Here is a 22,184-nt window from a genome sequence, read left to right as displayed (position 1 = left end):
AATCAACTGCACAGAGTATCGGGAGGTGGCGAGCGATGAGGTAGCAAAGTTTTACTGGCGGCGATACCGACTCAGCGATCGGCACTCGCCAGCAGTCGTTCTGAGACCAGATTCGAGGCCTGCCGTGGCGTACAGTCGTCGGTGTCGCAGACAAGATCGGCGACTTCGCTGTAGAAGGCTTCCCGCTGCTGGAGAATCTCCCGCAACTTGCTCCTTGGATCGGAGACCTGCAGCAGCGGTCGGTTGCTATTCTTGGAGGTACGCTCCACCAGCTGGTCGAGGCTCGCGCGCAGATATACAACAAAGCCTTGCGCCTTTAGCAGCGCGCGGTTTTCCGGCAACAGTACAATTCCTCCGCCGGTAGCCACCACCTGGGGCTGGCCATTGCAGAGATCAGCGAGCACCTCGCTTTCGCGACGACGAAACCCGGCCTCGCCCTCGACATCAAATATCCAGGGAATATCGGCACCGGTGCGGTCTTCGAGGACTTTATCCGAATCGGCAAAAGGCAGCCCGAGTTGGGCTGCCAGTAATTTGCCGATGGTGGACTTGCCGGCCCCCATGGGGCCGACCAGAAAGATAGGCTGCGTGATCACTTGCTGAAGGAGAGAAACTCGTCTTGCATGATACGCGGCGTGATGAAGATCAGCAGCTCGCGCTTGTCTTCTTCTCGACTGGTGCGCTTGAACAGGTGGCCAAGGAAGGGAATATCCCCCAGGAACGGCACCTTGGTTTCCCCTTCCAGAGTCTGTGCTTCAAAGATACCACCCAGCACAATGGTTTCACCATTCGCTACCAACACCTTGGTCTGCAGCGAGTTCACATTGATCGCCGGAATCTGCGCGCCCGTGATCACGTTTGTGAACAGCTCACCGACACTGTTCTGGTCGATGTTCAAGTTCATGATGATATTGTCATCCGGGGTGATCTGCGGGGTTACATTCAGCAACAGCACCGCTTCCTTGAAGGTTACCGAAGCGGCACCGGAGGAAGTGGCTTCCAGGTACGGAATTTCCACACCGGAACGGATACTCGCTTCCTGCTTATCGCCGGTTACAACCTTGGGCTGGGAAACGATTTCCGCCTTGCCCACATCTTCCAGAGCAGACAACTCAAGACCGAGCAGGAAGTCATTCTTAAGAATGGCGTAGGCAACGCTGCCCACCGAGTTGGCAACACCCAGGTCAACCAGCATCGGATCATGCAAGGTTGTGGGAGCAGACACGTCCGGCCCATTACCATCGCCGGTGGAAATTCCAGGCAACTGCGAACCGGAGCCAATTCCGATCGCATCGTCGCTGACGTTGTGATCTTCCATATAGCTCCAGCGCACACCGATGTCACGCAGGAAACCAGTGTTTGCGGTCACGATGCGCGCCTCAATCATGACTTGGCGGATAGGGATATCAATTGCGCTGATCAGGTCGCGGAACTGGGCAATCTTTTCTTCGGTATCAGTCAGGATGATGGTGTTGGTGCGCTCATCCACGATGGCACTACCACGGGAAGAAAGGATACTGCGATTCTCCTGATCTTCACGACCACCGGCAAAATTCCCTTGGCCACCGCCACCACCGCCTTTCTGCCCCGCGAAGAGGGTGAACAGTTCACCCGCATCGGCGTAGCGAACCTGAATATACTCGGTACGCAGCGGCGCAAGCTCTTCCAACTGCTTGCGGGTCTCGAGCTCGCGGCGCTCGCGCTCTGCAATCTCTGCCGCCGGCGCCACCATGATGACGTTACCTTCCTGGCGCTTGTCCAGACCTTTTGCCTTGAGGATCAACTCCAGCGCCTGATCCCAGGGCACACCGTCTAGACGCAGGGTAATACGGCCCTGCACGGTATCACTGGCCACCAGATTGAGATCGGTGAAATCTGCAATTAGCTGCAGTACGGAACGCACTTCGATGTCCTGAAAGTTCAGGGACAGCTTCTCACCAGTGAACTGGAACTCTTTCTTCTTCTCGCGCACCTGAGCAACCGACAGCGGTTTTACACTGAGCACGTACTCGGTGTCCGCCTGGTAGGCAAGGTAGTCGTATTCGCCATCGTGGGGATCAACAGAGATCACCGTGTTGCGACCGTCGTAGTCGACGCTAATACTGTTCACCGGGGTGGCGAAGTCGGTCACGTCGAGGCGCTGGCGCAGTGCTGGTGGCAGCTCGGCACCGAGGAAGGTCAGCACGATCTTGCCACGGGTGCGTTCCACGTCGATATTCACCGCAGGATCGGTCAGGCTGACGATCACCTTGCCTTCACCGCCCTCACCGCGACGGAAATCCACATTGTTGATTGCGACATTGCCCGCGGCCTTGAACTGGGGATTGCCGCCGACATTGATGCCGCTGTTCACCGGCGCCGCAGCAACGGCTGCGGTAGTCGCGGTATTGGCCCCCACTTCGAGCACCACCTGATTACCCACGCGCTCGCTGGTGTAAACCGGCAGCTCGTCGAGATTCAGGATCAGACGAGTGCGGTCTTCACTGGACACGATCACTGCGCTGCGCGCGGTACCGATGTCGAGTGCGTATTTCTTTTCCGGAAGCACACTTTCCACACCGGCAAAATCCATCACGATACGTGCTGGTTGCTCAATGGTGTAACCCGTAGGTTCCGGAGGTACATCGCTGAATGTCAGACGCAGCTGCAGACGGCTTCCGGGCAGTTCAGAAAACTGGATATCGTTCAACTGGCTGGCCAGTGTTGGCGCTGCCAGCGGCAGTAGAAGCAGGCCCAGCAGCTGCGCTTTCAGGCACGGCAATGCATTGGCTACCCGCGCCAATACGCTGGCGAGATGCTTGGTGATCATTTTTAGTTGTCCTTGTCTTCCAAAGTCAGTGCCCGCGGCCGTTCAATCCAGCCGCCGGTGCCATCCGGCACAATTTCCAGTACATCGATCTGTGACGATGAGGCGTTGACTACACGCCCGTGATTTTTACCCATGTAATTGCCGATGGTGATGCGATGAATCCCCCCGTCACCATCGTTTACCAGAGCCCACAACTGGCCTCCACGGGAGAGAGTCCCCACCATGGAAAGCGCATCGAAGGAGTAACGTTCCAGCAGTTCTTTCTGTCGATTAATATCCGGCGCCACATCCAGCTTACGCCCGACCAACCGCTGATCGGCTTCCAGTACCGGGCGAATAAACGGGCTGCGCAGAGCAGCCGCACTGTATACATACGGGCTGTACGGGGTAAACGTCGGGATAGGCTCGATCTGCCCTTTGGGCTTGTGCTTTACCGCCGCCATTTTTGCGCGCAGGTCACTGTGTGAGCCGTCCAGGCTACAACCAGAAAGCGCCAGTAGGGCCGCGGCCAGAGCGAAGTATTGTTTCATCCTTCCTCTCCCTGATCCTTATAGCGATAGGTCTTTGCGTTCACCACCATGTTCAGCAGGGCTGCGCCATCTTTACTGGCTTTGATATCGAAATCATGCAGGGTGACGATCCGCGGCATACCGGCGATACCACTGATAAAGGCGCCGAACTCGTGATAACCACCCTGCACCTCGATACGAATCGGCAGCTCCACGTAGAACTCACCAACCTGCTCACCTTCCAGTGCAACCTTCTGGATCGTCAGGCCACTACCGCGACCAAATTCATCGATATCTTCCAGAAGGCCAGGCACCTCGGTGTCTTTTGGCAACTGCTTGAGCAGGGCGCCGAAAGTTTGTTCCATTTCCGCCAGCTGCTCACGGTAAGCTTCCAAGTTTGCGGCTTCGAAAGACTTGCGCTCAAACTGACCAAACAGTTCACGCTCTTTGTTGGCCGCGAATTCCAGCTGCTGGTAACGGTCCTTGACGAAGACAAAATAACCGCCACCCACCAATGCCGCGATAATCACGATCAACAGGGCCACGCGCCCCGCCAAAGGCCAGACACCGACACGGGAAAAATCGATATCGCTGATATCGAGCTCATTGAGCTGTTTGAGAGTATCTTCAAGCGCCACGGTTACGCTCCATTGTTGGCGCCGTCTGCGCTCTGATCTTCGTTTTTGCGGCGGCTGACATTGACTGTCATTTCGAATGCACTTGCCTGCTCACCAAATTCCGGCTTCGCGGTAACGCCGGTCAGATTCGGCGACTGGAACCACTCCGACTGATCCAGGCTGCGCATAAACGAGGAAACCCGGTTGTTGGACTCCGCCACGCCGGAAACTTTAAGAGTCTTGCCAGTGCGCTTTAGATGAGTGAGCCACAGACCCTCCGGTGCCGCGCGTACCATTTCATCGAAATAGCGCACTGCCAACGGGCGGTTACCTTGTAATTCCTGAATAACCCGCATGCGGTCGATCAGCTCTTGACGGCGCTTTTTAAGATCCTTGATCTCCCGCACCTGCTTGTTGAGTGCGGCGATTTCCGTGTTCAGCAGCTGGTTGCGCTCGTTCTGATTCGCAATCTGCGCATCCACGGTCTTCATCCACATAAACACCGAGGCGACAGTGGCGAGTACCACCAGCACAGCGACCTGCTGGAACTCTTTCTGTTTCTGCGCACGGTATTCCTGGCGCCAGGGTAATAGGTTGATCTTTGCCATGTGTTAAAACTCCCGTTCGCGCATGGCGAGGCCGGCGGCAATCATCAGCGAGGGCGCCTCACTGGCCAGCGCCTGACGATTGACACGGGATGCAACGCTCATATCCCGGAAAGGATTGGCCACCATGGTGGGCTTGTTCAGCTTCTCACCCACCAACTCGGCGAGTCCGTCCATGGCAGCGACACCGCCGCCGAGGAGGATGTAATCCACGTCACTGTAGGACGTCGAGGAATAGAAGAACTGCAGGGAACGTGTCACCTGCTGGACTACCGCATCGCGGAAGGGCTCCAGCACCTCCGGGTAGTAGTCATCCGGCAGACCGCTGCCGCCCTGGCGCTTGGCGAGAGTAGCCTCTTCCGCCGACAGGCCATAGCGACGCTGGATTTCATCGGTGAGCTGGCGACCGCCAAACAACTGCTCGCGGGTATAGACGGTACGGCCGTCCACCATCACCGACAGCGCACTCATGGTGGCGCCGATATCGATGACCGCCACAACCAGTTGCTCCTGGGGAGGGAACTGGTTATCCAGCAGGGTATAAGCGCGCTCGATGGCGTAGGCCTCCACATCCACAACCCCTGGCTGGAGATCAGCTTCGCCGAGCGCGGAAATCCGCTGCTCTACGTTCTCGCTGCGGCACGCTGCCAGCAGCACCTCAACCTGGCCCTCGCCTTTCTCAGACGGCCCCTGTACTTCAAAGTCGAGGTTCACCTCGTCCAGGGGGTAGGGAATGTACTGGTCGGCTTCCAGTGCGATCTGGGCTTCCAGCGCATCGTCGGAGAGGTCGGCGGGCATATCCAGGGTCTTGGTAATGACCGCAGAGCCAGAAACCGCCACAGCCGCCTGCCGCAGCCGGGTCTTGGAGCGGCGCACTACCTTGCGAATCGCCTCGGCGATGGCTCCCACATCATTGATATTTTTATCCACCACCGCATTCGGAGGCAGGGGCTCGGTTGCATAGCTTTCCACGCGGTATTTGTCGCCACTGCGACTCAGTTCGAGCAACTTTACCGAGGTGGAGCTAATATCGAGCCCAAGCATTGCTTTCGGGCCCTTATTGAGAAAAGGGAGCATCCCCATTTTTCTTATCTTTTCCGTGGGTTATGGAGGTTTGATGGTATAGCACTTTAAATTACCGCCGCAACCGCCTTTTGCATAGGTAACAGTGCACATTATTCGTATAATTGTCGAACAGTGCCGATATAATTGATTAAGACGTATACAGAAGCATTATTCATGACCGATAAAGCCCGCAACCGCCTGCTATCCCTGCTGTGGCTGGTTCTGGCCGGCGCCGCCGCTGGCGCCATGGCGTTTTCCAGCATTTACCTCTATCTGAAGCCGGGCCTGCCCTCGGTGGAGAGCCTGCGGGATATCCGCCTCCAGACCCCCCTGCGGATCTATTCGCAGGATATGAAACTGATCGGGGAGTTCGGCGAAAAGCGCCGCAGCCCCATCACCATCGACCAGACCCCGGAGATGTTCATCAAGGCCATACTCGCCGCGGAGGATGACGCCTTTTACTCCCACAGTGGCGTCTCCATCAAGGGCCTGATGCGCGCGGTGCGCCAGCTGGTGGCCAGTGGCTCCATCCAGTCTGGGGGTAGCACCCTGACCATGCAGGTGGCGCGAAATTTCTTCCTCAGCCGGGAACAGCGCTTTATCCGCAAGTTCAATGAGATCCTGCTGTCCCTACAGATCGAGCAGGAACTCAGTAAGGACGAAATTCTCGCCCTCTACATCAACAAGATCTTTCTGGGGAACCGTGCATACGGCTTCCAGGCCGCGGCACACGTGTATTACGGCCAGGATATCAACGAGCTGAACCTGGCCCAGTGGGCAATGATGGCCGGCCTGCCGAAAGCGCCTTCGACCTACAACCCGATCGCCAACCCTTCCCGCGCGCTGGTGCGCCGCAACTGGATCCTCAAGCGCATGCTGGACCTCGGTTATATCGACCAGGACCAGTACAAGAATTCCATCACCGCGCCGGTCACCGCCCGCTATCACGGCCGCGATCTGGACCTGAGCGCCCCCTATGTGGCGGAAATGGCGCGCAAGGAAGCCGTGGATCTGTTCGGTGACGCCGCCTATACCGATGGCTATCAGGTGATTACCACCGTCGACAGTCGCCTGCAGGACGCCGCACGCAACGCCCTGCAGCACGGACTGGAAACCTATGACGGCCGCCACGGATACCGCGGCCCGGAACAGCGCCTGGATCCGGAATTGTTGGCGGATAACGACCAGCTGGTGGACCTGCTGAAGGAAATCCCGGTGCTGGGCGGCCTCGAGCCCGCCGTGGTCACCGAGGTTGCGCCGCAGAGCCTGCGCGTACAGCTGCGCGACCGCCGCGTGATCGAGATCCCGTGGGAGCATGGCCTAAGTAATATCCGCCCGTACATTTCCGAGAACGCCCGCGGCGCCCGCCTCAGTTCTGCCGAGGAAATGTTCGCCGCTGGCGACGTGATCCGGCTGCGTCGCGTAGTCATCTCCGCAGAGGAAGTCGCCCAGGAGCAGCGCAAGGCCGAGGACCAAGCCAAGGAATCTGCCGCCGAAGCGCTGGCAGATACCGACATCACCGACGATCCGTTCGCGGCCCCCGAGGGGCTGGAACAGCAATCCGAGGATGAGCTGCCCCAGGCCCGAGAGGAATGGCATCTGACCCAGATCCCGGAAGCCCAAGGCGCACTCGTATCTCTTGAGCCCGAGGATGGCGCCATCCGCGCTCTCGTGGGCGGTTATGACTTCCGTCAGAGCCACTTCAACCGAGTAGTCCAGGCGGCACGACAGCCCGGCTCCAGCTTCAAGCCGTTTATCTATTCAGCGGCACTGGAGAACGGTTACACCGCTGCCAGCATCATCAACGATGCACCGATCATCTTTGAACAGACCAATCTGGAAGATGTGTGGCGCCCCGAGAACGACGGCGGCACCTTCCTCGGCCCGACACGCCTGCGCAAGGCGCTGTATCTTTCGCGCAACATGGTCTCCATCCGCCTGCTGCAGGCTCTGGGACTGGAGCGCGCGCTCACCTTTGCGGAGGGCTTTGGCTTCGAGCGCAACAAGCTCGCGCGCAACCTGTCCATCGCCCTCGGTAGCTCGGCGCTGACCCCGCTGGAAATGGTGCGCGGCTACGCGGCCTTCGCCAATGGTGGATTCCGGGTAGAGCCCTACCTGGTAGACCAGGTACTGGACGTGCACGGCGATGCGGTTTATCAGGCCCTGCCACTGACTGTTTGCCGCGACTGCCCTGAGATCGGCGAGGAGCGCGATCCGACGGCGGAACCCATCGACCTGCAGGCGGCCCAGCAGGAAGCAGCACTGACCGCGGAAGAAGATGAACCGCTGGAACTGCGCACCCTGCCGGTGGCGCCACTGTATGCCGATGAGCAAGCGCGTCCGCGTGCCCCCCGTGCGATGTCCGCGGAAACCGCCTATATCATGGACTCGATCCTCAAGGACGTGATCAAGCGCGGTACCGGCCGCAAGGCCCTGGTCATGAAGCGCGGCGATATCGCCGGCAAGACCGGTACCACGAACGGTCCGCGCGATGCCTGGTTCTCCGGTTACAGCCCCTATCTCGCAACCAGCACCTGGGTGGGTTTTGACGACAATACACCCATCGGTCGCAACGAATACGGTGGCTCCGCCGCCCTGCCCATCTGGATCGATTTCATGTCCGCGGCACTGGACGGTCTGCCCGAGCGACACCTGCCGCAACCGGACGATATCGTCACCATGCGAATCAATCCGCGCACCGGGCTGCGCACTTCCCGCGGTGGCATCTTCGAGATTTTCCGCGCCGACCGGGTGCCGGGACGCGAGACTTACGGCAACTACCCGTCGATCTATTCCGACGGACCGGGCTCTCAGGAAAGTGGCAGCGAACAGACTCAGGAACAGCTGCCGGAAGAGCTGTTCTGATCCGGGCTCGGGACACCACCAATAAAAAAGCCGCTCAATTGAGCGGCTTTTTTATTGGTGGCGATTAATGCGCAAAATCAACGGCGCTTGCGGTACGCCAGGCAAGCCTCTTCCAGAGCGGTCAGATCGGGAATGACCGCTGCCTCTCCCGAGAGCGCCACATGCATCAGCTCACCGAGCGCACACTCTCCTTCACGGCCGGCCAGCTCATCGGGCGTGACCCGCACCAGTCGCGGCGTGCCCTGCAGCACCACAGCAAAGAACGGCAGATCGCCCTCACTATTCCCACTGCTGAGCACCGCAATACGGCAGTTACTACGCAGGGTCGGCATCGGATTACCGCGCATTACCTCAAAGGATACCAGCGGCAGGCGCAACTCGCGCCAGTGCAGCTCTCCCATGTACCAGTCCGGTGCGTCAAATGCCGACACCGGGCTCTGCAGGGCGATGATTTCTGACAATGTATCTACCGGCACCAGCAGCTGGCCATCCGACAGCGGCAGCAACAGGCTGCTCAACTCCTGGGGTATTTCGGTGGTGGGCAGGGCGTCTACTCCGCTCATGGTGTGCACTCTCCGCCGCAGGCTCCGGCTTCAGTTCGTTCGTTAATCTCGGTCACGCTGTGCATCAGGCCTCTGCCTCCACGTCGCTGTAATCGCGAATGGCGTTCAGCAGCACCTCTTCCTGGTAGGGCTTACCCAAATAGTGGTTAACCCCCAGAGACAGCGCGTGATCGCGGTGCTTCTTACCGGTACGGGACGTAATCATGATGATCGGGATATCCCGCAGACGGTGGCTACCGCGAATATTGCGCGCTACTTCGAAGCCATCCATACGGGGCATTTCGATATCCAGCAGCATCACATCCGGGATCACATCCTGCAGCTGGATAATCGCATCCTGGCCGTCTTTGGCGGTGATTACACGGTAGCCCTCACGCTCGAGGAAACGGGTGGTTACCTTGCGCACGGTTACCGAGTCATCCACTACCATCACCAGCTTCTGCTGTATCGGCGCTTCACGCCCGCTAACGGGTTCGGACAAGTCCTGTAGCAACGGCGTCTCCGGACGCGCCAGCAATGCGGCGTGCTTACGCAACAGCGCGTGTGCATCGAGAATCACCACCACGGTACCGTCACCGGTCACGGTTGCACCGGAAACCCCCTGCACGGATGCAAACTGGGGACCGAGGCTTTTCACCACGATTTCGCGGCTGCCCATGATGGCATCTACCTGCAGCGCCATAGCCGAGTTTTCCGTACGTACCAGCAGTACCGGCATCTGCATATCTTCCACTGCCAGGCGCGGTTGAGCGCTGGACTGCAGCAGGCTGCCAAAATAATTCACCTGATAGGGCTCACCGGCGTATTCGAATCGCGCTTCCGGGGTGCGGTAATAGTGCTCGAGCTCGAACGGGCTCAGGCGCACGATACCTTCAATCGTGTTCAGCGGCAGGGCAAACAAGTCCTCGCCAACCTTCACCATCAGCGCGCGGTTGACCGACACCGTAAATGGCAGTCGCACCACAAATTCAGTGCCGTTGCCCGCCTGGGACGCGATACTCACAGCGCCGCCAATCTGCTTGATCTCGGCGGACACCACGTCCATACCCACACCGCGCCCGGAAATCTGGGTCACCTTGTCGGCAGTACTGAAACCGGCGTGCAGGATGAACTGCATGATCTCGTTGTTCGACAGCTCGGCATCGGGACGCATCAGCCCGCTTTCAATGGCCTTTTCGCGCACGCGCATCAGGTTGATACCGGCACCATCATCACTGATGGTCAGCACCACTTCACTACCTTCCCGGGCCAGCGCTACGGAAATGCGTCCGCGCTCGGCCTTGCCCGCCTCGCGGCGTTTTTCCGGGGATTCGATACCGTGGTCCACCGCGTTGCGCAGCATATGTTCCAGCGGTGCCACCATTCGCTCGAGCATGGAGCGGTCCAGCTCACCCTCGACGTTGGAGAACACCAGATCCACCTGCTTGCCCAGCTCCGCACTGACCTGACGCACGATCCGGCGCAGGCGCGGCACCAGCCGCGAGAAGGGCACCATGCGACTGCGCATCAGGCCTTCCTGCAGTTCGGTATTTACCCGCGATTGCTGCAACAACAGGGTTTCAGTGTCCCGCGCCTTGTGTCCCAGGGTCTGCTTCAGATCCAGCAAGTCCGAGGTGGATTCCAGCAGGGAGCGGGAAAGCTGCTGAATGGACGAGTAGCGGTCCATTTCCAGCGGGTCAAAATCTACGTCCTGCTCGGCCAGCTGTTCCTGTCGGAACTGGATCTGCGCTTCGGTTTCCTTATCCAGTCGACGCAACTGCTCGTTGAGACGGGACAGGGTCGAGTCCATCTCGTCCAGCGCGAGACCGAATTCGCCCACCTGCTCTTCAAGACGTCCCCGCGAGATGGAGGTTTCACCGGCGAGGTTAACCAGTTCCTCCAGCAGCTCGGATGCGACCCGCACCATTTCCTGGGGCTGGTTGCGCGGCTGACCGCCGTCGCGCTCGCCGACTGTCTGCGACTTGCGCACAAATGGCAGTACATTGCTGGCGGGGGCCGTCGGTTGCCCAGGTGCACTCTTTTCAATGATTTCCACGGCAGGCGGCTGCGGATCGCTCGCCGAAACCTCATCCCGATCTTCCGGCGCGGGCTCCTCGGCCTGCACCTCCGGCGTTTCCTCGGCAACCGGCAGCGGCTGATCCGACTCCATGCCGTAATCGACCGGACTTACGTGTTCGGAAACCCGCTCGTCGGCCCAGCGAGTCTCAAGCAGGGCACAGAAGGGTTCAAGTTCTTCTCCAGCCATCCAGGCGCGCGCGGTTTCCACACCGGCAGCCAGGCGGTCGTAGATGCCGTGGGCATCGGCAAAGAACTCTGCCGAGGGTGAGCTACCGCTCTGCATGTTTTCGATAACGGTTTCAAATCGGTGCGCCACTTCGCCGAGGCCCATCAGCGCGGCCATACGCGCACCACCCTTGAAGGTGTGCAGCACACGCTTGAGCGCTTCCGGATACTGGGCATCTTCCGGTGCCTGCTCCCAGTTCTGGATCAGCTCCTCGAGCTCGTCAACCAGGTCACTGGCTTCCTCGAGGAATACCTCGACTACATCCGGATCGATATCCGCCAGCAGCGCACGCTGGACGTCACTCAAGCCGCCGGCGGAATCATCGGCTGCCGACTGCGGTGCAACTTCGACAAACTCCGCCGCCGGGGCGACTGGCTCGGGCGCAGTTTCCGGCTCTTCGATAAATTCGAGATCTTGCGACAGCTCTGGTTCGTCCGCTGGGGACGCTGCGACAAACTCAGGGGCGTCAACCACCGGCGTTGCTTCCAGGAACTCCTCGGATTGCTCCTCGGCCGATGACAGCTCAGATTCGAGCCATTCGACCGTCAGCTCCGGCTCATCGCTTTCCGCAATCACTTCGACCAGACCGTCCACCGGCTCCTGTTCGAAAATGGTTTCTGCATCGGATATCGTCGGATCAGCAGAATCAGCAGAATCAGCAGAATCCGCAGCGTCCTGCGCGCCTTCAACCGACGGCACGTCCGCTGCAATTTCTTCTGCGACCAGATCGTCGAAACTGAATGCTTCTTCGTCGCTGTCATTCGGCACTTCGACAGCAGAGCTTTCCTCGACCGCAGCGGGCTCGTCTTCGACAAAACCAAATTCACTGCTGTCGATGCCGTACTCGGACAGATCGATATCTTCGTCGTCGACGCCGTCGTCGCCCTGGGCGAGGTAACGCAGGGCTTCGCCGACCGCTTCACTGACCGGCGGCAGATCCGTAGAGGCGGCAACCGCATCCACCAGATCCAGCAGCTCATTGTGACCCTGCTCAAGGGTCGCCCACAGAGCGGGCTCTTCTTCAAGATGCCCGTCGATAACCTGGCGGTAAACCGCCAGCAGCAACAGTGACAACTCCTGAAGAGCAGGCAACTGTGCCTGCCCGGCAGCCTGCTGGAGTACGTCCAGCTCTTCCGCTACTGGCAACAGGATCGAATTTTCGCCCGGGTGTTCGCGCCAGTGATTCAGCATCTGGTCTGCGTCCAGCAGCACCTTCATGCCGTCGGCCATGATCACCGCCAGCAGTTGCGGGTCCACTGCTTTCGGCTCATTGGCCTCACGCTCGCGGATCAGATGCCCTACCGCGCGCTCCTGCAGCTCAGCCACACGGGCAATAAATTGGTCGCTGCGCTCCACATACAGAGGTTCACCGCGATAAATCTGGTTGAGTACGCCCTGTACATAGCTGCGGGCGTCACTGAGCAGCTCGAAAATATCGCTGTCGATCGCGACCTGGTAAGTACGCAGCTCCTTGGCGAAGCGCTCGAGCGGCGCCATCAACTCCGCCACCTGGGTGACGTCCGCCATATGCGCGGAGCCCTTCAGTGTATGCAGCGCACGATGCAGGGGATCGGAGGGCACGCCGTATACCGGTGCGGCGCGTTCCATTTCGTTGAGGAATTCCGTCACCGTAACGAGATGGGTTTCCGCTTCCTGGGCAAAAATTTCCCACAGCTGCGTCTGCTCGTCGGTGTCGTAGTCGACGTCACTATCGATCTCACCGACGGGGCTTGCCGCCACCGCGTCATTGGCGCTGCTTTGCAGCAGTGCTTCGGGCACCTCGCCGTGGGACAGCTGTTTCGCCCAGCCCTCCAGTTCCGCAGTGCGCGCGGGATCCGGATCACCGGTACGGGTGCGGAATGCATCCACCATGGACGGCAGCTTGGCCACTACCTGCTCGATCAGCAACACATGCGCCCGCGCAGGAGAAATAGTTTCGTCGAGCACGCGGTTCAGCATGTTTTCCACGGCCCAGGCCAGCTCACCCACCTCGTGGGCTTCGACCATACGGCCGGAGCCTTTCAGGGTATGGAAGCCACGGCGGAACTCCACCAGTGCATCGCGGTTGCCGAAGTTTTCCGCCCACAGCGGGAAATATTGCCCAATGGTGTCCAGCACCTCACCGGCTTCCTCGAGGAAAATTTCCACGATTTCATCGTCGATGATGCTGGTATCGTCATCCTCCTCCAGGGTCGGCGCCTGCGCCGCAGTACCGGCCTGCGGTTCACGGGTGGTCTCGACGAACTGAGGTTCACCTTCAACCGCCGACTCTTCGCTGTCAGCAGCATCGCCGGCAAACCAGCTCTCTTCGATCAGTGAGGGCTCGTCCGCTGAAATTTCGGGCGCGGGCCGCTCCTCGGCAACTTCTGCAGGCTCATCGATCACACCCATAGACAGACCCGCCAGCGGGTCGTCGCTCTCCGAGGGCTCGTCCTGCACAGCGGCGTTATCCGCAGATTCCGCTACTGGGTTGAATTCGAAACTATCCAGCGCGCTCTGCTCGGCTTGTGCGGGCTGCTCGGCCTGAGCCTCGACTTCGAAGCCTTCAACTTCGGCAATATCACTATCAGCGGCAGACTGCTCTGCAGCGTCTTCCGCAACGGGCATGTCCGAGTTGGTGACATGCTCTACTTCAGTGGCTTCACGGCCGTCATCGACCACCGAGTAGCCGAGAGTGGCGACGCTGTCTTCCGCCAGGGCCAGCAGCATGTCGGCATCTTCGATACCGTCGGCGCGGCGCTCAAGGTAGTACTCGACGCTGGTAACCGCATCCGCAAGAGTATCCAGCAGCTTCCAGTCGGGCTGGTCGCCGGCGCTGATCAGGCGCTCTTCAATATAACTTTTACAGGCACCGACGATTTCGGCGGCGCGCCGGTAGCCCACCATATCCAGGCCACCGCAGACTTCCTGCAAACGGCGAGGCACGTGGGACAAATGGCCCGCATCCCAGTGGCTGGCAATGTATTCGACAACCGCCTCTTTGACGGTCTCCAGACCGATACGCGCCTCGCGCAGCACCTGATCCGTAGCCTCCCCCATCAGCGGGGAGTCGCTATCAATTTTCCTGTCGCGCTCGGCCGCGGCGGCAAGCCCGGAATCCAGCTGCACCAGTTCCGAGGCGGCCTGCATCAGCAGGTCGTCCGGTGACGCTACGCGGGACGCATCCCGCAGGTATTCGTAAATGCTACGCGCGCGGGTGCGCTGGTTTTCCAGCCCCAGTACGCCGAGGGTGTCGGCAATACGCTTGGCCACCATGGCAGTGTCCGCAAGTGGCGGGCGCTCGCTGTTGGCGACACTCGGGTCGAGGGCCTCGCGCACTCCAGCCAGCTCCTCGCGCAGCGCCGCCACCGCCGTACCCATGGCTTCAGGGCCCATGGCGAGCGCGTCTTCGGTGTCCGGGCGCGGTGTGCCGGGAACCGCTTTGTCGAGAGCAAACTTCTTGTACAGCGCCTCGGTGCGCGGCCCGTTGGGACCACACAGGTAAACGTAGAACAGCAGGTTGCGGGTCAGGTCGCGGTCCGGACGCAGGTCCAGCACCTTCGCCCCGTGCCCGGAGAGCAGACGGAATTCCACATCGATACGGCGCAGCAGCTGGCGCAATGCCGGCAGTACGTTGACACGATGATCGGCGATGCCTTCCAGCAATCCCTGCAGGACTACCCACAGGTGCTGACGCTGGCTGCCGCTGTACAGCAGCGCCATTTTTTCGCTGACCTTGTTCAGGTAGGCGAGGCTCTCGCCGCTGTTCACATCGCGAATCAGGGAAGCCGCAGCCACGTGGTACATCTTGCGCAGCTTGGCGACCAGTTCCTGCAACTTGTCGGGATTGGCGAGCAGCGGCTGGCGATTTCCGTGGGCTTCGTCCAGCGGGCTCAGGTCCGGTGCGAACAGTGCACCCTCGGTGATCAGACGCTCGCGACGCACCGCGCGCAGGTCGTTCAATAACGGCAACAGAAGCACCGCATTATCGCGGCGCTGGAAGGCAATTTTTTCCAGGTAGAGCGGCAGCTCAAGCAGCGCGCGCATGAGGAATTCGCGGGTCTCGTCGCTGTTTTCGACTTCACCGCTGGCCAGGGCGTGTACCAGCTGCTCCATCTCTTCGGCGAGCATGGCGGCGCCGGTGAGCTCCGCCATGTGCAGGCTGCCGTGTACCTGGTGAATCAGGTCGAGGCAGTTTTTCAACAGTCCGGAGGCGTCGCTGGAGTCGCTGTCTGCGGAGGGGCTGGAAGAGGAGGAATCGGAGGCAAATGTTTCCAGTTGCTGGCGCGCCTGGGCCAGCGTCTCGTTGATTTCGCCTATCAGCCAATCCAAGGCCACAAAATTGGGATTGTCGCGATTCACGCCAAGTCCTCGGTAATTCAAGTTGCTCGCTGACAGGCGGCGGTTAACCGCTGGCGCCACCTGTCTGCTGCTTTACACCCCCGGGGCCGCGAGCCCCGGCAGTGTCCGCATTGTCGTTATCGGTATATGCGGTGGTTCAGGCCATGGCCCGCTCTGTATCGGAACGCTCAGAAGAGAGACCCGCGAGGCCGTCTTCTTCAGCGGCCACGCCTTCGGCGGTATCTTCTTCAAGCATCGGGAACTCTTCGGAGAGTTCGGCCAGATCGCCATCGTACAGATCGCTTTCGCCGTCCACTTCGTCTTCGTTGGGCAGCTTGAAGCCGGCAACGGAGTCGCGCAGTGCGGATGCGGTCTGGGCCAGGTTACCAATGGACTGTGCGGTAGCCTGGGTACCGGCAGAAGTCTGCGAGGTAATTTCCTGAATCACGTTCATCGTGTTGGAGATGTGACCCGCGGACGAGGCCTGCTGGCGTGCCGCGTTGGAGATGTTCTGAATCAAGGATGCGAGGTTGGTAGATACCGTTTCGATCTCTTCCAGGGCAACACCCGCGTCCTGTGCCAGACGGGCACCGCGCACCACCTCGGTGGTGGTGGATTCCATCGACACAACCGCTTCGTTGGTGTCGGACTGAATCGCTTTTACCAGGCCTTCAATCTGCTTGGTTGCCGCTGCGGAACGTTCTGCGAGGCGCTGTACCTCGTCCGCAACCACCGCGAAGCCTCGACCTGCATCACCGGCCATAGAGGCCTGGATCGCAGCGTTAAGTGCAAGAATGTTGGTCTGATCGGCAATGTCGTTAATCAGGCTTACGATGTCACCAATCTCCTGGGAAGATTCACCCAGTCGCTTGATTCGCTTGGAGGTGTCCTGAATCTGCTCGCGGATCGTGTCCATGCCCTTGATGGTGTTCTGTACCACCTTGGCACCGTTACTTGCGATCTGTACCGAGCGTTCCGCTACCTGGGCAGATTCCGCGGCGTTCGCAGATACCTGGTCAATGGTAACGGCCATTTCGTTCACCGCCGCGGATGCCCCGGCAATTTCCTGGGCCTGGTGCTCAGAGGCCTCGGCCAGGTGCAGTGCAGTCTGCTGGGTTTCCTGGGACAGGGAAGATACTTCCTGCGCCGCGCCGTTGATTCGCGATACTAGTACACGCAGCTGGTCGATGGTGTAGTTGATGGAGTCCGCAATCGCACCGGTGAAGGCCTCGGTTACCGTGGCGGAGGTGGTCAAGTCACCGTCTGCAAGGTCGGCCAGCTCGTCCAGCAGCTGCATAATCGCCTGCTGGTTACGCTCGTTGGTTTCGGTCTCTTCTTTCAGGGTACGGCGGGTACCGGAGAATGCGGTGATCATCATGCCGAAGATCAACAGTACGAATACACCGGCGATGATCGCGATGGTCTGGTTGTTCGGCTGACGCTCGCCAGACAGGCTCACGATACGGTCGTTCAGGGTAGACAGTGCTTCCAGCAGTTGCGGAGAGGAGGCCGCAATACCATCCGCCGCCTGGCGGGTGGCGAACAGTGCCGGAGTCGCTTCAAAGATTTCCCGCACGGAAGAACTTACGAACTCGAACAGCTCGGTAATTTCTTCCAGGGACTCACGGGCCTCAGTGTCGGTTACGCGGGAAATACCCATCACCACGTCGCCGCTCTTCATGCCTTCAACCACTTTACCGAACAGGCTCGCGTCGGTATTGAACTGGTCGGCGGCAGATTCGGCGTCGTCACCACCCTGCAGCATCTTGTCGATGTTCCGGCCGATACGCTCGGCGCGCCATACCTGCAACTGGGCCTGCTCTACCTGGTTGGCCGGGGCGTTGTTGGCCAGCAGGATTTCCACGATGTTGTTGTGCTCTGCCTGCAGTTCCGGCAGCGAGTCGTTCAGGGTGCTCGCCACGTCGTTCAGGAAGATGATCGAATCCTTGTTGCCGATAATGGTGTCGGCCTGCTCGCGCAGCTGGCGCCATACCTGACCGTAGGAGGCCAGTTCCTGGTCCAGCGCCTGCTTGCTGGCGGCGTCCATGCCCTGCAGTTCGTTCCAGGTGGCAGCCATCTGATTGACGGTCTGTTCCAGGTCCGCGAACGCCTGTTCGTCACCCGCGGTCGCCGCCGGTGCGTAGGACACCAGCTGGTAAGACAGGGCGCGCAGTTCGGCCACGTCTTCCAGGTATTCCTGGTCCTGGTCGGCACGGGTCTGCACCAAGTAGATGCTGACGATCAGCCCCGCCAGTGTGGCGAGTACCAGCAAACCCATAAACAGCGCCGCAGGGTTACTGCGCAACGCGGAAAATGAACTCTGGGAGCCTGTTTTCATAATTTACTCCTGGCGGACCTGTGATCCAGGCCAATTCTTGTTATCACCACTTTTGAAGCCGGGTGGCTCCACATCCCCTTTTCGCTACCCACCTAAGTGAGCACCCCCAAACCGACATACGCCAGTTACGGATTCTGCGGCAACGGGTAAAACCCGCTCCCTCAATAAGGTTTAACGCACGTAGCCGGTTAAACCTCAGCCACCCCGAGTACAGGTGGCGCGCCCGAACGAGCGGACGCACAAAACAGAAAACCGCGGCTCAATGGGCCGCGGCGTCTGCAAACTGAAAATCATTAAGCAGGGCCTGCAGGTCGAATACCAACCAGCGCCCCTGTTGTAGCTGGAACTGGCCGCTCACCATTGGCGCGAAGGGTTCCGCCAAATCAGAGGGTGGCAGCTTGCCGTACTCGAGCGCCAAATGCTGCATCCCGTGCAGTTCATCGACGATCAGTCCCACGTAGATTTTCTCATGCTCCAGCACCAGCACCCGACGGCGCTGGCGAGAACTGGTCAGGTGGCCACCAAAGAAGGCGGCCAGGTCGAACAGTGGCAGCAGGCGGCCACGCACATTAGCCACGCCGCGCACCCAGGGCTGCACCCCGGGCACGAAGGTGTACTGGGGCACTTCCAGCAGTTCCACCACGTCTTCCATGGCGGACACAAACCGCTGTCCCAGCAGAGAAAATCCGATGCCCGTCCAGTAGGGTTTTATTTCCTGGCGGGCAGGCAGCCCCTGCGCCTGCGCCTTTGCGCGATTGGCGATATCAACCAGCGCGAGATAAGGGGTAAGAGTTGGTTGCACGGAGACTCAACGCTGGCCTCAGGCCAACACCTCCTCGATCGTGCCCAGCAGCTTGCCTTCGTCTACCGGCTTGGTCAGGTAGGCGCGAGCGCCCTGGCGCATGCCCCACACGCGATCGGTGTCCTGATCCTTGGTAGTCACGATGACAATAGGAATACCGCTGGTCTGGTCGCCCTTGCTGAGCTGGCGGGTCGCCTGGAAACCGTTCAGGCCCGGCATGACGATATCCATCAGGATCACGTCGGGACGCTGTTCGCGAGCAACGTCGACGCCGTTTTCACCATTGGTAGCGGTGAGCACTGCGTGACCGTTCTTTTCCAGAATGGTGGTCAGCTTGTGAGTTTCGGTCGGCGAATCATCGACGATAAGCACCTTGGCCATTTTTCCCCCGAGATAGTGTTTCCGCGCCGATCATTACTCTTTTATCGGGCGGATCGTTGTTGGTACCGGCCGCCCAAAAAAGGCTGGACCGCCACACGCTTCGTTATTTATTGCTGACTTTCGTGAATCTCATGCATTTTCTGACGCATTGAGCGACTCAACAGCAGCAAGTCGCCATAGTCTACGCCATTTATGCCGAATATTTCACGCTCTGAGAGTGAAGCCGTTCTCAGGCGGCGTGATGCGGCTTGGCATGTGCGGAAATTGCGCCCAACAGTTCGCTCTTGCTGAACGGCTTGGTGAGGTACTGATCGCAGCCCACCACGCGCCCCTTGGCCTTGTCGAACAGTCCGTCCTTACTGGACAGCATCACCACCGGCGTACTGCGGAATTCGCTGTTGTTCTTGATCAGCGCACAGGTCTGATATCCATCCAGGCGGGGCATCATGATATCCACAAAGATGATATCCGGGCGCGAATCGGCGATTTTCGCCAGCGCATCGAAACCATCGGTAGCAGTCACAACCGCACAACCCGCTTTTTGCAGCAGCGTTTCCGCGGTGCGACGAATGGTTTTACTGTCGTCAATCACCATCACGGTGAGACTTTCCCAGTTGAGTTCCATAGTGTTCCTGAATCCCCTTTACTTATTTTTCAGGCGCCGGTTGTGGAAACCGATGCGACGCCCTTCGTGCAACCTCATTACGGGGTCCGATCGTCGCAGTCATTGGCCACCGGCCAGCGGGCGCAGATCAGGATGAAACTTTTATCACAGATACCAGAGTGAATCTAGCGACGGCGAAGCCCGCGAGCGAGTCATGGTCAGTTTGTGAGCAATGCCGCATTTCTGTGCACCGCTCACAGGAGTGTGCGGCTTGCACGGCGCGCCCACTACTCTTACCTTACCCGGATTGCGGATCGCGACCCCAGCCCGTGCCGATACGTGCACAACGGCTGTCGCGGCCGGCACCCCGCCCAGATCACCTTCAGAAAGACGGATACCGGTATGAGCCACACGCTCGGCGTGGTCATGGACCCCATCGCCAACATCGCTTACAAGAAAGACACAACCCTCGCCCTTTTGCTCGCCGCCCAGCGCGCAGGATTCAAGCTGCAGTACTTCCTGCAGTCGGACCTTTACCTGGATGGCGGCAAACCCATGGGTAACGGCTCCCCACTGGAGGTTTTCGAGGATCCGAAAAACTGGTTCAAGCTCGGCGAGCGCAAGCCTGTGCACCTGGGGGATCTCGACGTCCTGCTGATGCGTGTGGATCCGCCTTTCGACAACGAGTACATCTATTCCACCTACATACTCGAAGCCGCCGAGCGCGCCGGCACCCTGGTGGCCAACAAGCCCCAGTCCCTGCGCGACTGCAATGAAAAAATCTTCGCCACCCATTTTGACGGCTGCTGCCCGCCGCTGATTGTCAGCCGCGATATCGCCCAGTTGCGCGCCTTCCACGCCGAACACAAGGATGTGATCTTCAAGCCCCTGGACGGTATGGGCGGCACCGGGATCTTTCACGTCAAACCCGACGGCAGCAACATGGGCGCAATCCTGGAAACCCTCACCGATAACGGCAAACGTCAGATCATGGGACAGCGCTATATTCCGGAAATCAAAGACGGCGATAAACGCATCCTGATGGTGGATGGCGAGCCGGTGCCCTACTGTCTCGCGCGCATCCCCCAGGCCGGGGAAACCCGTGGCAACCTCGCCGCCGGCGGCCGCGGCGAAGCGCGCCCGCTTTCGGAACGCGACCTGTGGATTGCGCGCAAGGTGGGCCCAACCCTCAAGGAAAAAGGCCTGCTGTTTGTCGGCCTGGACGTGATCGGCGACTACCTCACCGAAGTCAATGTCACCAGCCCCACCTGTGTACGAGAAATCGACAACGCCTACGGCACCGACATCGGCGGATTATTGATGCGCGCGATCACAGACCGAATGGCGCAAAAAGGGTAAACTGTCCGACTCCTGCCGGGGCCCGAATTGAGCGAATCAAGTCGCTCTGCCGGGCGCCGGCGGTTTCACGGCAGTAGTAAAAGCAATAACCAAAATGACCGCAGCAGCCAGCCAACCCAGCGCCACGCGCGCCACATTGGATCAACCCCAGGCGACACCGCCGTCCCAGGGGGACCGATTTACGTTTGCCCTGTTCCTGGCCTGTGCGCTGCACGCGCTGCTGATCTTCGGCGTCGCATTTACCACTCCCGAAGCCAAGGAAGCACCGCCCACCCTGGAAGTGACCCTCGCCCAGCATCGCTCCGTCGACGCACCGGACGACGCCGACTACCTGGCGCAACACAACCAGCAGGCCAGCGGCACCGCGGAAACCCCCAAAGAACTCTCCACCGATCGCCGCGCGGAAATCGCCGATACCAGCATCCGCCAGGTCAACCCGCTGCCCCAGCAACAGGCAGCGCGCCCTGCCGATCAGTTGCGCCAGCTGGTCACCACCATTGGTGACAGCCCGCAACAAGCGCCGGAGCTACCCGCAGAAGACAAGCGCTCGGAAGAAAAACGCGGCGATGCACCCACAGACCTGCCTCCCAGCAACCCGGAAATTGCCAGCCTGCAGGCACGCCTGGACAAGATTCGCCAGACCATCGCGCAGCGCCCGCGAGTACGTCGCCTCACGTCGGTAGCCACCAAGGCCGCGTCTGACGCAGCCTATCTGCACGACTGGCGCCAGAAAGTGGAAGCCATTGGCAACGATAATTTCCCCGAAGAAGCCCTGGCCCGCCAGATCACCGGCGACCTGCGCATGATGGTGCGGTTGCTGCCGAGCGGCGCCGTGGAAGAAGTGGTCATCCTGGAGTCCTCCGGCGAGCGCGTGCTCGATGACGCCGCCCAGCAGATCGTGCGTCTGGCGGCCCCCTTCGCCCCCTTCCCGCCAGAGATCCGCAAAGAGGCCGATCGCCTGGAAATCATTCGCACCTGGCGATTTGAAATGACCGGGTTTTCCACCGCCGCCAGTAAAGCCCCGAGCCGCGGTTGAGCGCGCATCGCCCTCAACCGCACTAAA

At 59.9% G+C, this 22,184-nt stretch carries 15 protein-coding genes; 3 read left to right on the top strand and 12 right to left on the bottom strand.

The features are described 5' to 3' along the window. Nucleotides 1-71: 71 nt before the first annotated feature. From aroK to ACONT6_RS18365, 6 genes are read right to left on the bottom strand one after another with little or no spacing between them, the layout of a single operon-like run. The gene (gene aroK, locus ACONT6_RS18390) at nt 72-593 is read right to left on the bottom strand and encodes a shikimate kinase AroK (protein ID WP_428821530.1); all 522 of its coding nucleotides are present in this window, start codon (nt 591-593) and stop codon (nt 72-74) included. Further along, a complete protein-coding gene (gene pilQ / locus ACONT6_RS18385) occupies nt 593-2,809 on the bottom strand; it encodes a type IV pilus secretin PilQ (protein WP_428819817.1) in 2,217 nt (738 codons plus the stop codon). The genes aroK and pilQ overlap by 1 nt, the downstream gene beginning before the upstream one ends. Nucleotides 2,810-2,811: 2 nt before the next feature. Further along, a complete protein-coding gene (locus tag ACONT6_RS18380; protein ID WP_428819816.1) occupies nt 2,812-3,339 on the bottom strand; it encodes a pilus assembly protein PilP in 528 nt (175 codons plus the stop codon). Beyond that, nucleotides 3,336-3,956, bottom strand: coding sequence for a type 4a pilus biogenesis protein PilO (locus ACONT6_RS18375; RefSeq protein ID WP_428819815.1), 621 nt, complete (start codon nt 3,954-3,956; stop codon nt 3,336-3,338). The genes ACONT6_RS18380 and ACONT6_RS18375 overlap by 4 nt, the downstream gene beginning before the upstream one ends. A gap of 2 nt (nt 3,957-3,958) precedes the next feature. Continuing rightward, nucleotides 3,959-4,543 (bottom strand): PilN domain-containing protein, encoded by a 585-nt coding sequence (locus ACONT6_RS18370; RefSeq protein WP_428819814.1) that lies wholly within the window; start codon nt 4,541-4,543, stop codon nt 3,959-3,961. Between the two features lie 3 nt (nt 4,544-4,546). After that, nucleotides 4,547-5,623, bottom strand: coding sequence for a pilus assembly protein PilM (locus tag ACONT6_RS18365; RefSeq protein WP_181254612.1), 1,077 nt, complete (start codon nt 5,621-5,623; stop codon nt 4,547-4,549). 156 nt (nt 5,624-5,779) lie between these two features. On the opposite strand from ACONT6_RS18365, the gene ACONT6_RS18360 reads away from it, so the two are divergent. Beyond that, nucleotides 5,780-8,470: a penicillin-binding protein 1A gene (locus ACONT6_RS18360; protein ID WP_428819813.1), complete on the top strand. Its 2,691-nt coding sequence runs from the start codon at nt 5,780-5,782 to the stop codon at nt 8,468-8,470. Between the two features lie 77 nt (nt 8,471-8,547). Here ACONT6_RS18360 and ACONT6_RS18355 read toward each other — a convergent pair whose 3' ends face one another. The 6 genes from ACONT6_RS18355 to pilG all read right to left on the bottom strand — a co-directional run bounded on the left by ACONT6_RS18355 (nt 8,548) and on the right by pilG (nt 19,783). Further along, a complete protein-coding gene (locus ACONT6_RS18355) occupies nt 8,548-9,033 on the bottom strand; it encodes a chemotaxis protein CheW (RefSeq protein ID WP_428819812.1) in 486 nt (161 codons plus the stop codon). 64 nt (nt 9,034-9,097) lie between these two features. Further along, nucleotides 9,098-15,658, bottom strand: coding sequence for an Hpt domain-containing protein (locus tag ACONT6_RS18350; protein WP_428819811.1), 6,561 nt, complete (start codon nt 15,656-15,658; stop codon nt 9,098-9,100). Between the two features lie 136 nt (nt 15,659-15,794). Continuing rightward, nucleotides 15,795-17,975 (bottom strand): methyl-accepting chemotaxis protein, encoded by a 2,181-nt coding sequence (locus ACONT6_RS18345; protein WP_428819810.1) that lies wholly within the window; start codon nt 17,973-17,975, stop codon nt 15,795-15,797. A 259-nt stretch (nt 17,976-18,234) separates the two neighbouring features. Further along, entirely contained in the window at nt 18,235-18,777 is a 543-nt protein-coding gene (locus ACONT6_RS18340) for a chemotaxis protein CheW (protein ID WP_428819809.1), read from the bottom strand. A gap of 18 nt (nt 18,778-18,795) precedes the next feature. Next, nucleotides 18,796-19,158: a twitching motility response regulator PilH gene (gene pilH, locus ACONT6_RS18335; protein WP_181254618.1), complete on the bottom strand. Its 363-nt coding sequence runs from the start codon at nt 19,156-19,158 to the stop codon at nt 18,796-18,798. 229 nt (nt 19,159-19,387) lie between these two features. Continuing rightward, complete coding sequence (pilG, locus tag ACONT6_RS18330; protein ID WP_010132439.1) at nt 19,388-19,783, bottom strand: twitching motility response regulator PilG; 396 nt, start codon at nt 19,781-19,783, stop codon at nt 19,388-19,390. Between the two features lie 381 nt (nt 19,784-20,164). Between pilG and gshB the strand changes: the two genes are divergently transcribed. Then, nucleotides 20,165-21,121: a glutathione synthase gene (gene gshB, locus ACONT6_RS18325; protein ID WP_428819808.1), complete on the top strand. Its 957-nt coding sequence runs from the start codon at nt 20,165-20,167 to the stop codon at nt 21,119-21,121. 94 nt (nt 21,122-21,215) lie between these two features. Further along, nucleotides 21,216-22,157, top strand: coding sequence for an energy transducer TonB (locus ACONT6_RS18320; protein WP_428819807.1), 942 nt, complete (start codon nt 21,216-21,218; stop codon nt 22,155-22,157). Nucleotides 22,158-22,184 lie beyond the last annotated feature (27 nt).

This window comes from Microbulbifer sp. MCCC 1A16149, from assembly GCF_050368945.1.
In the GTDB taxonomy this organism is placed as follows: Bacteria; Pseudomonadota; Gammaproteobacteria; order Pseudomonadales; family Cellvibrionaceae; genus Microbulbifer.
Note: the sequence above shows the minus strand (reverse complement) of the source record. Positions and strands in the feature narration are given on the sequence as shown.

Coding starts and splice junctions, on each gene's coding strand:
- pilQ (WP_428819817.1), bottom strand. CDS start 2,809: ATGATCACCAAGCATCTCGCCAGCGTATTGGCGCGGGTAGCCAATGCA.
- ACONT6_RS18380 (WP_428819816.1), bottom strand. CDS start 3,339: ATGAAACAATACTTCGCTCTGGCCGCGGCCCTACTGGCGCTTTCTGGT.
- ACONT6_RS18370 (WP_428819814.1), bottom strand. CDS start 4,543: ATGGCAAAGATCAACCTATTACCCTGGCGCCAGGAATACCGTGCGCAG.
- ACONT6_RS18365 (WP_181254612.1), bottom strand. CDS start 5,623: ATGGGGATGCTCCCTTTTCTCAATAAGGGCCCGAAAGCAATGCTTGGG.
- ACONT6_RS18360 (WP_428819813.1), top strand. CDS start 5,780: ATGACCGATAAAGCCCGCAACCGCCTGCTATCCCTGCTGTGGCTGGTT.
- ACONT6_RS18355 (WP_428819812.1), bottom strand. CDS start 9,033: ATGAGCGGAGTAGACGCCCTGCCCACCACCGAAATACCCCAGGAGTTG.
- ACONT6_RS18345 (WP_428819810.1), bottom strand. CDS start 17,975: ATGAAAACAGGCTCCCAGAGTTCATTTTCCGCGTTGCGCAGTAACCCT.
- pilH (WP_181254618.1), bottom strand. CDS start 19,158: ATGGCCAAGGTGCTTATCGTCGATGATTCGCCGACCGAAACTCACAAG.
- pilG (WP_010132439.1), bottom strand. CDS start 19,783: ATGGAACTCAACTGGGAAAGTCTCACCGTGATGGTGATTGACGACAGT.
- gshB (WP_428819808.1), top strand. CDS start 20,165: ATGAGCCACACGCTCGGCGTGGTCATGGACCCCATCGCCAACATCGCT.
- ACONT6_RS18320 (WP_428819807.1), top strand. CDS start 21,216: ATGACCGCAGCAGCCAGCCAACCCAGCGCCACGCGCGCCACATTGGAT.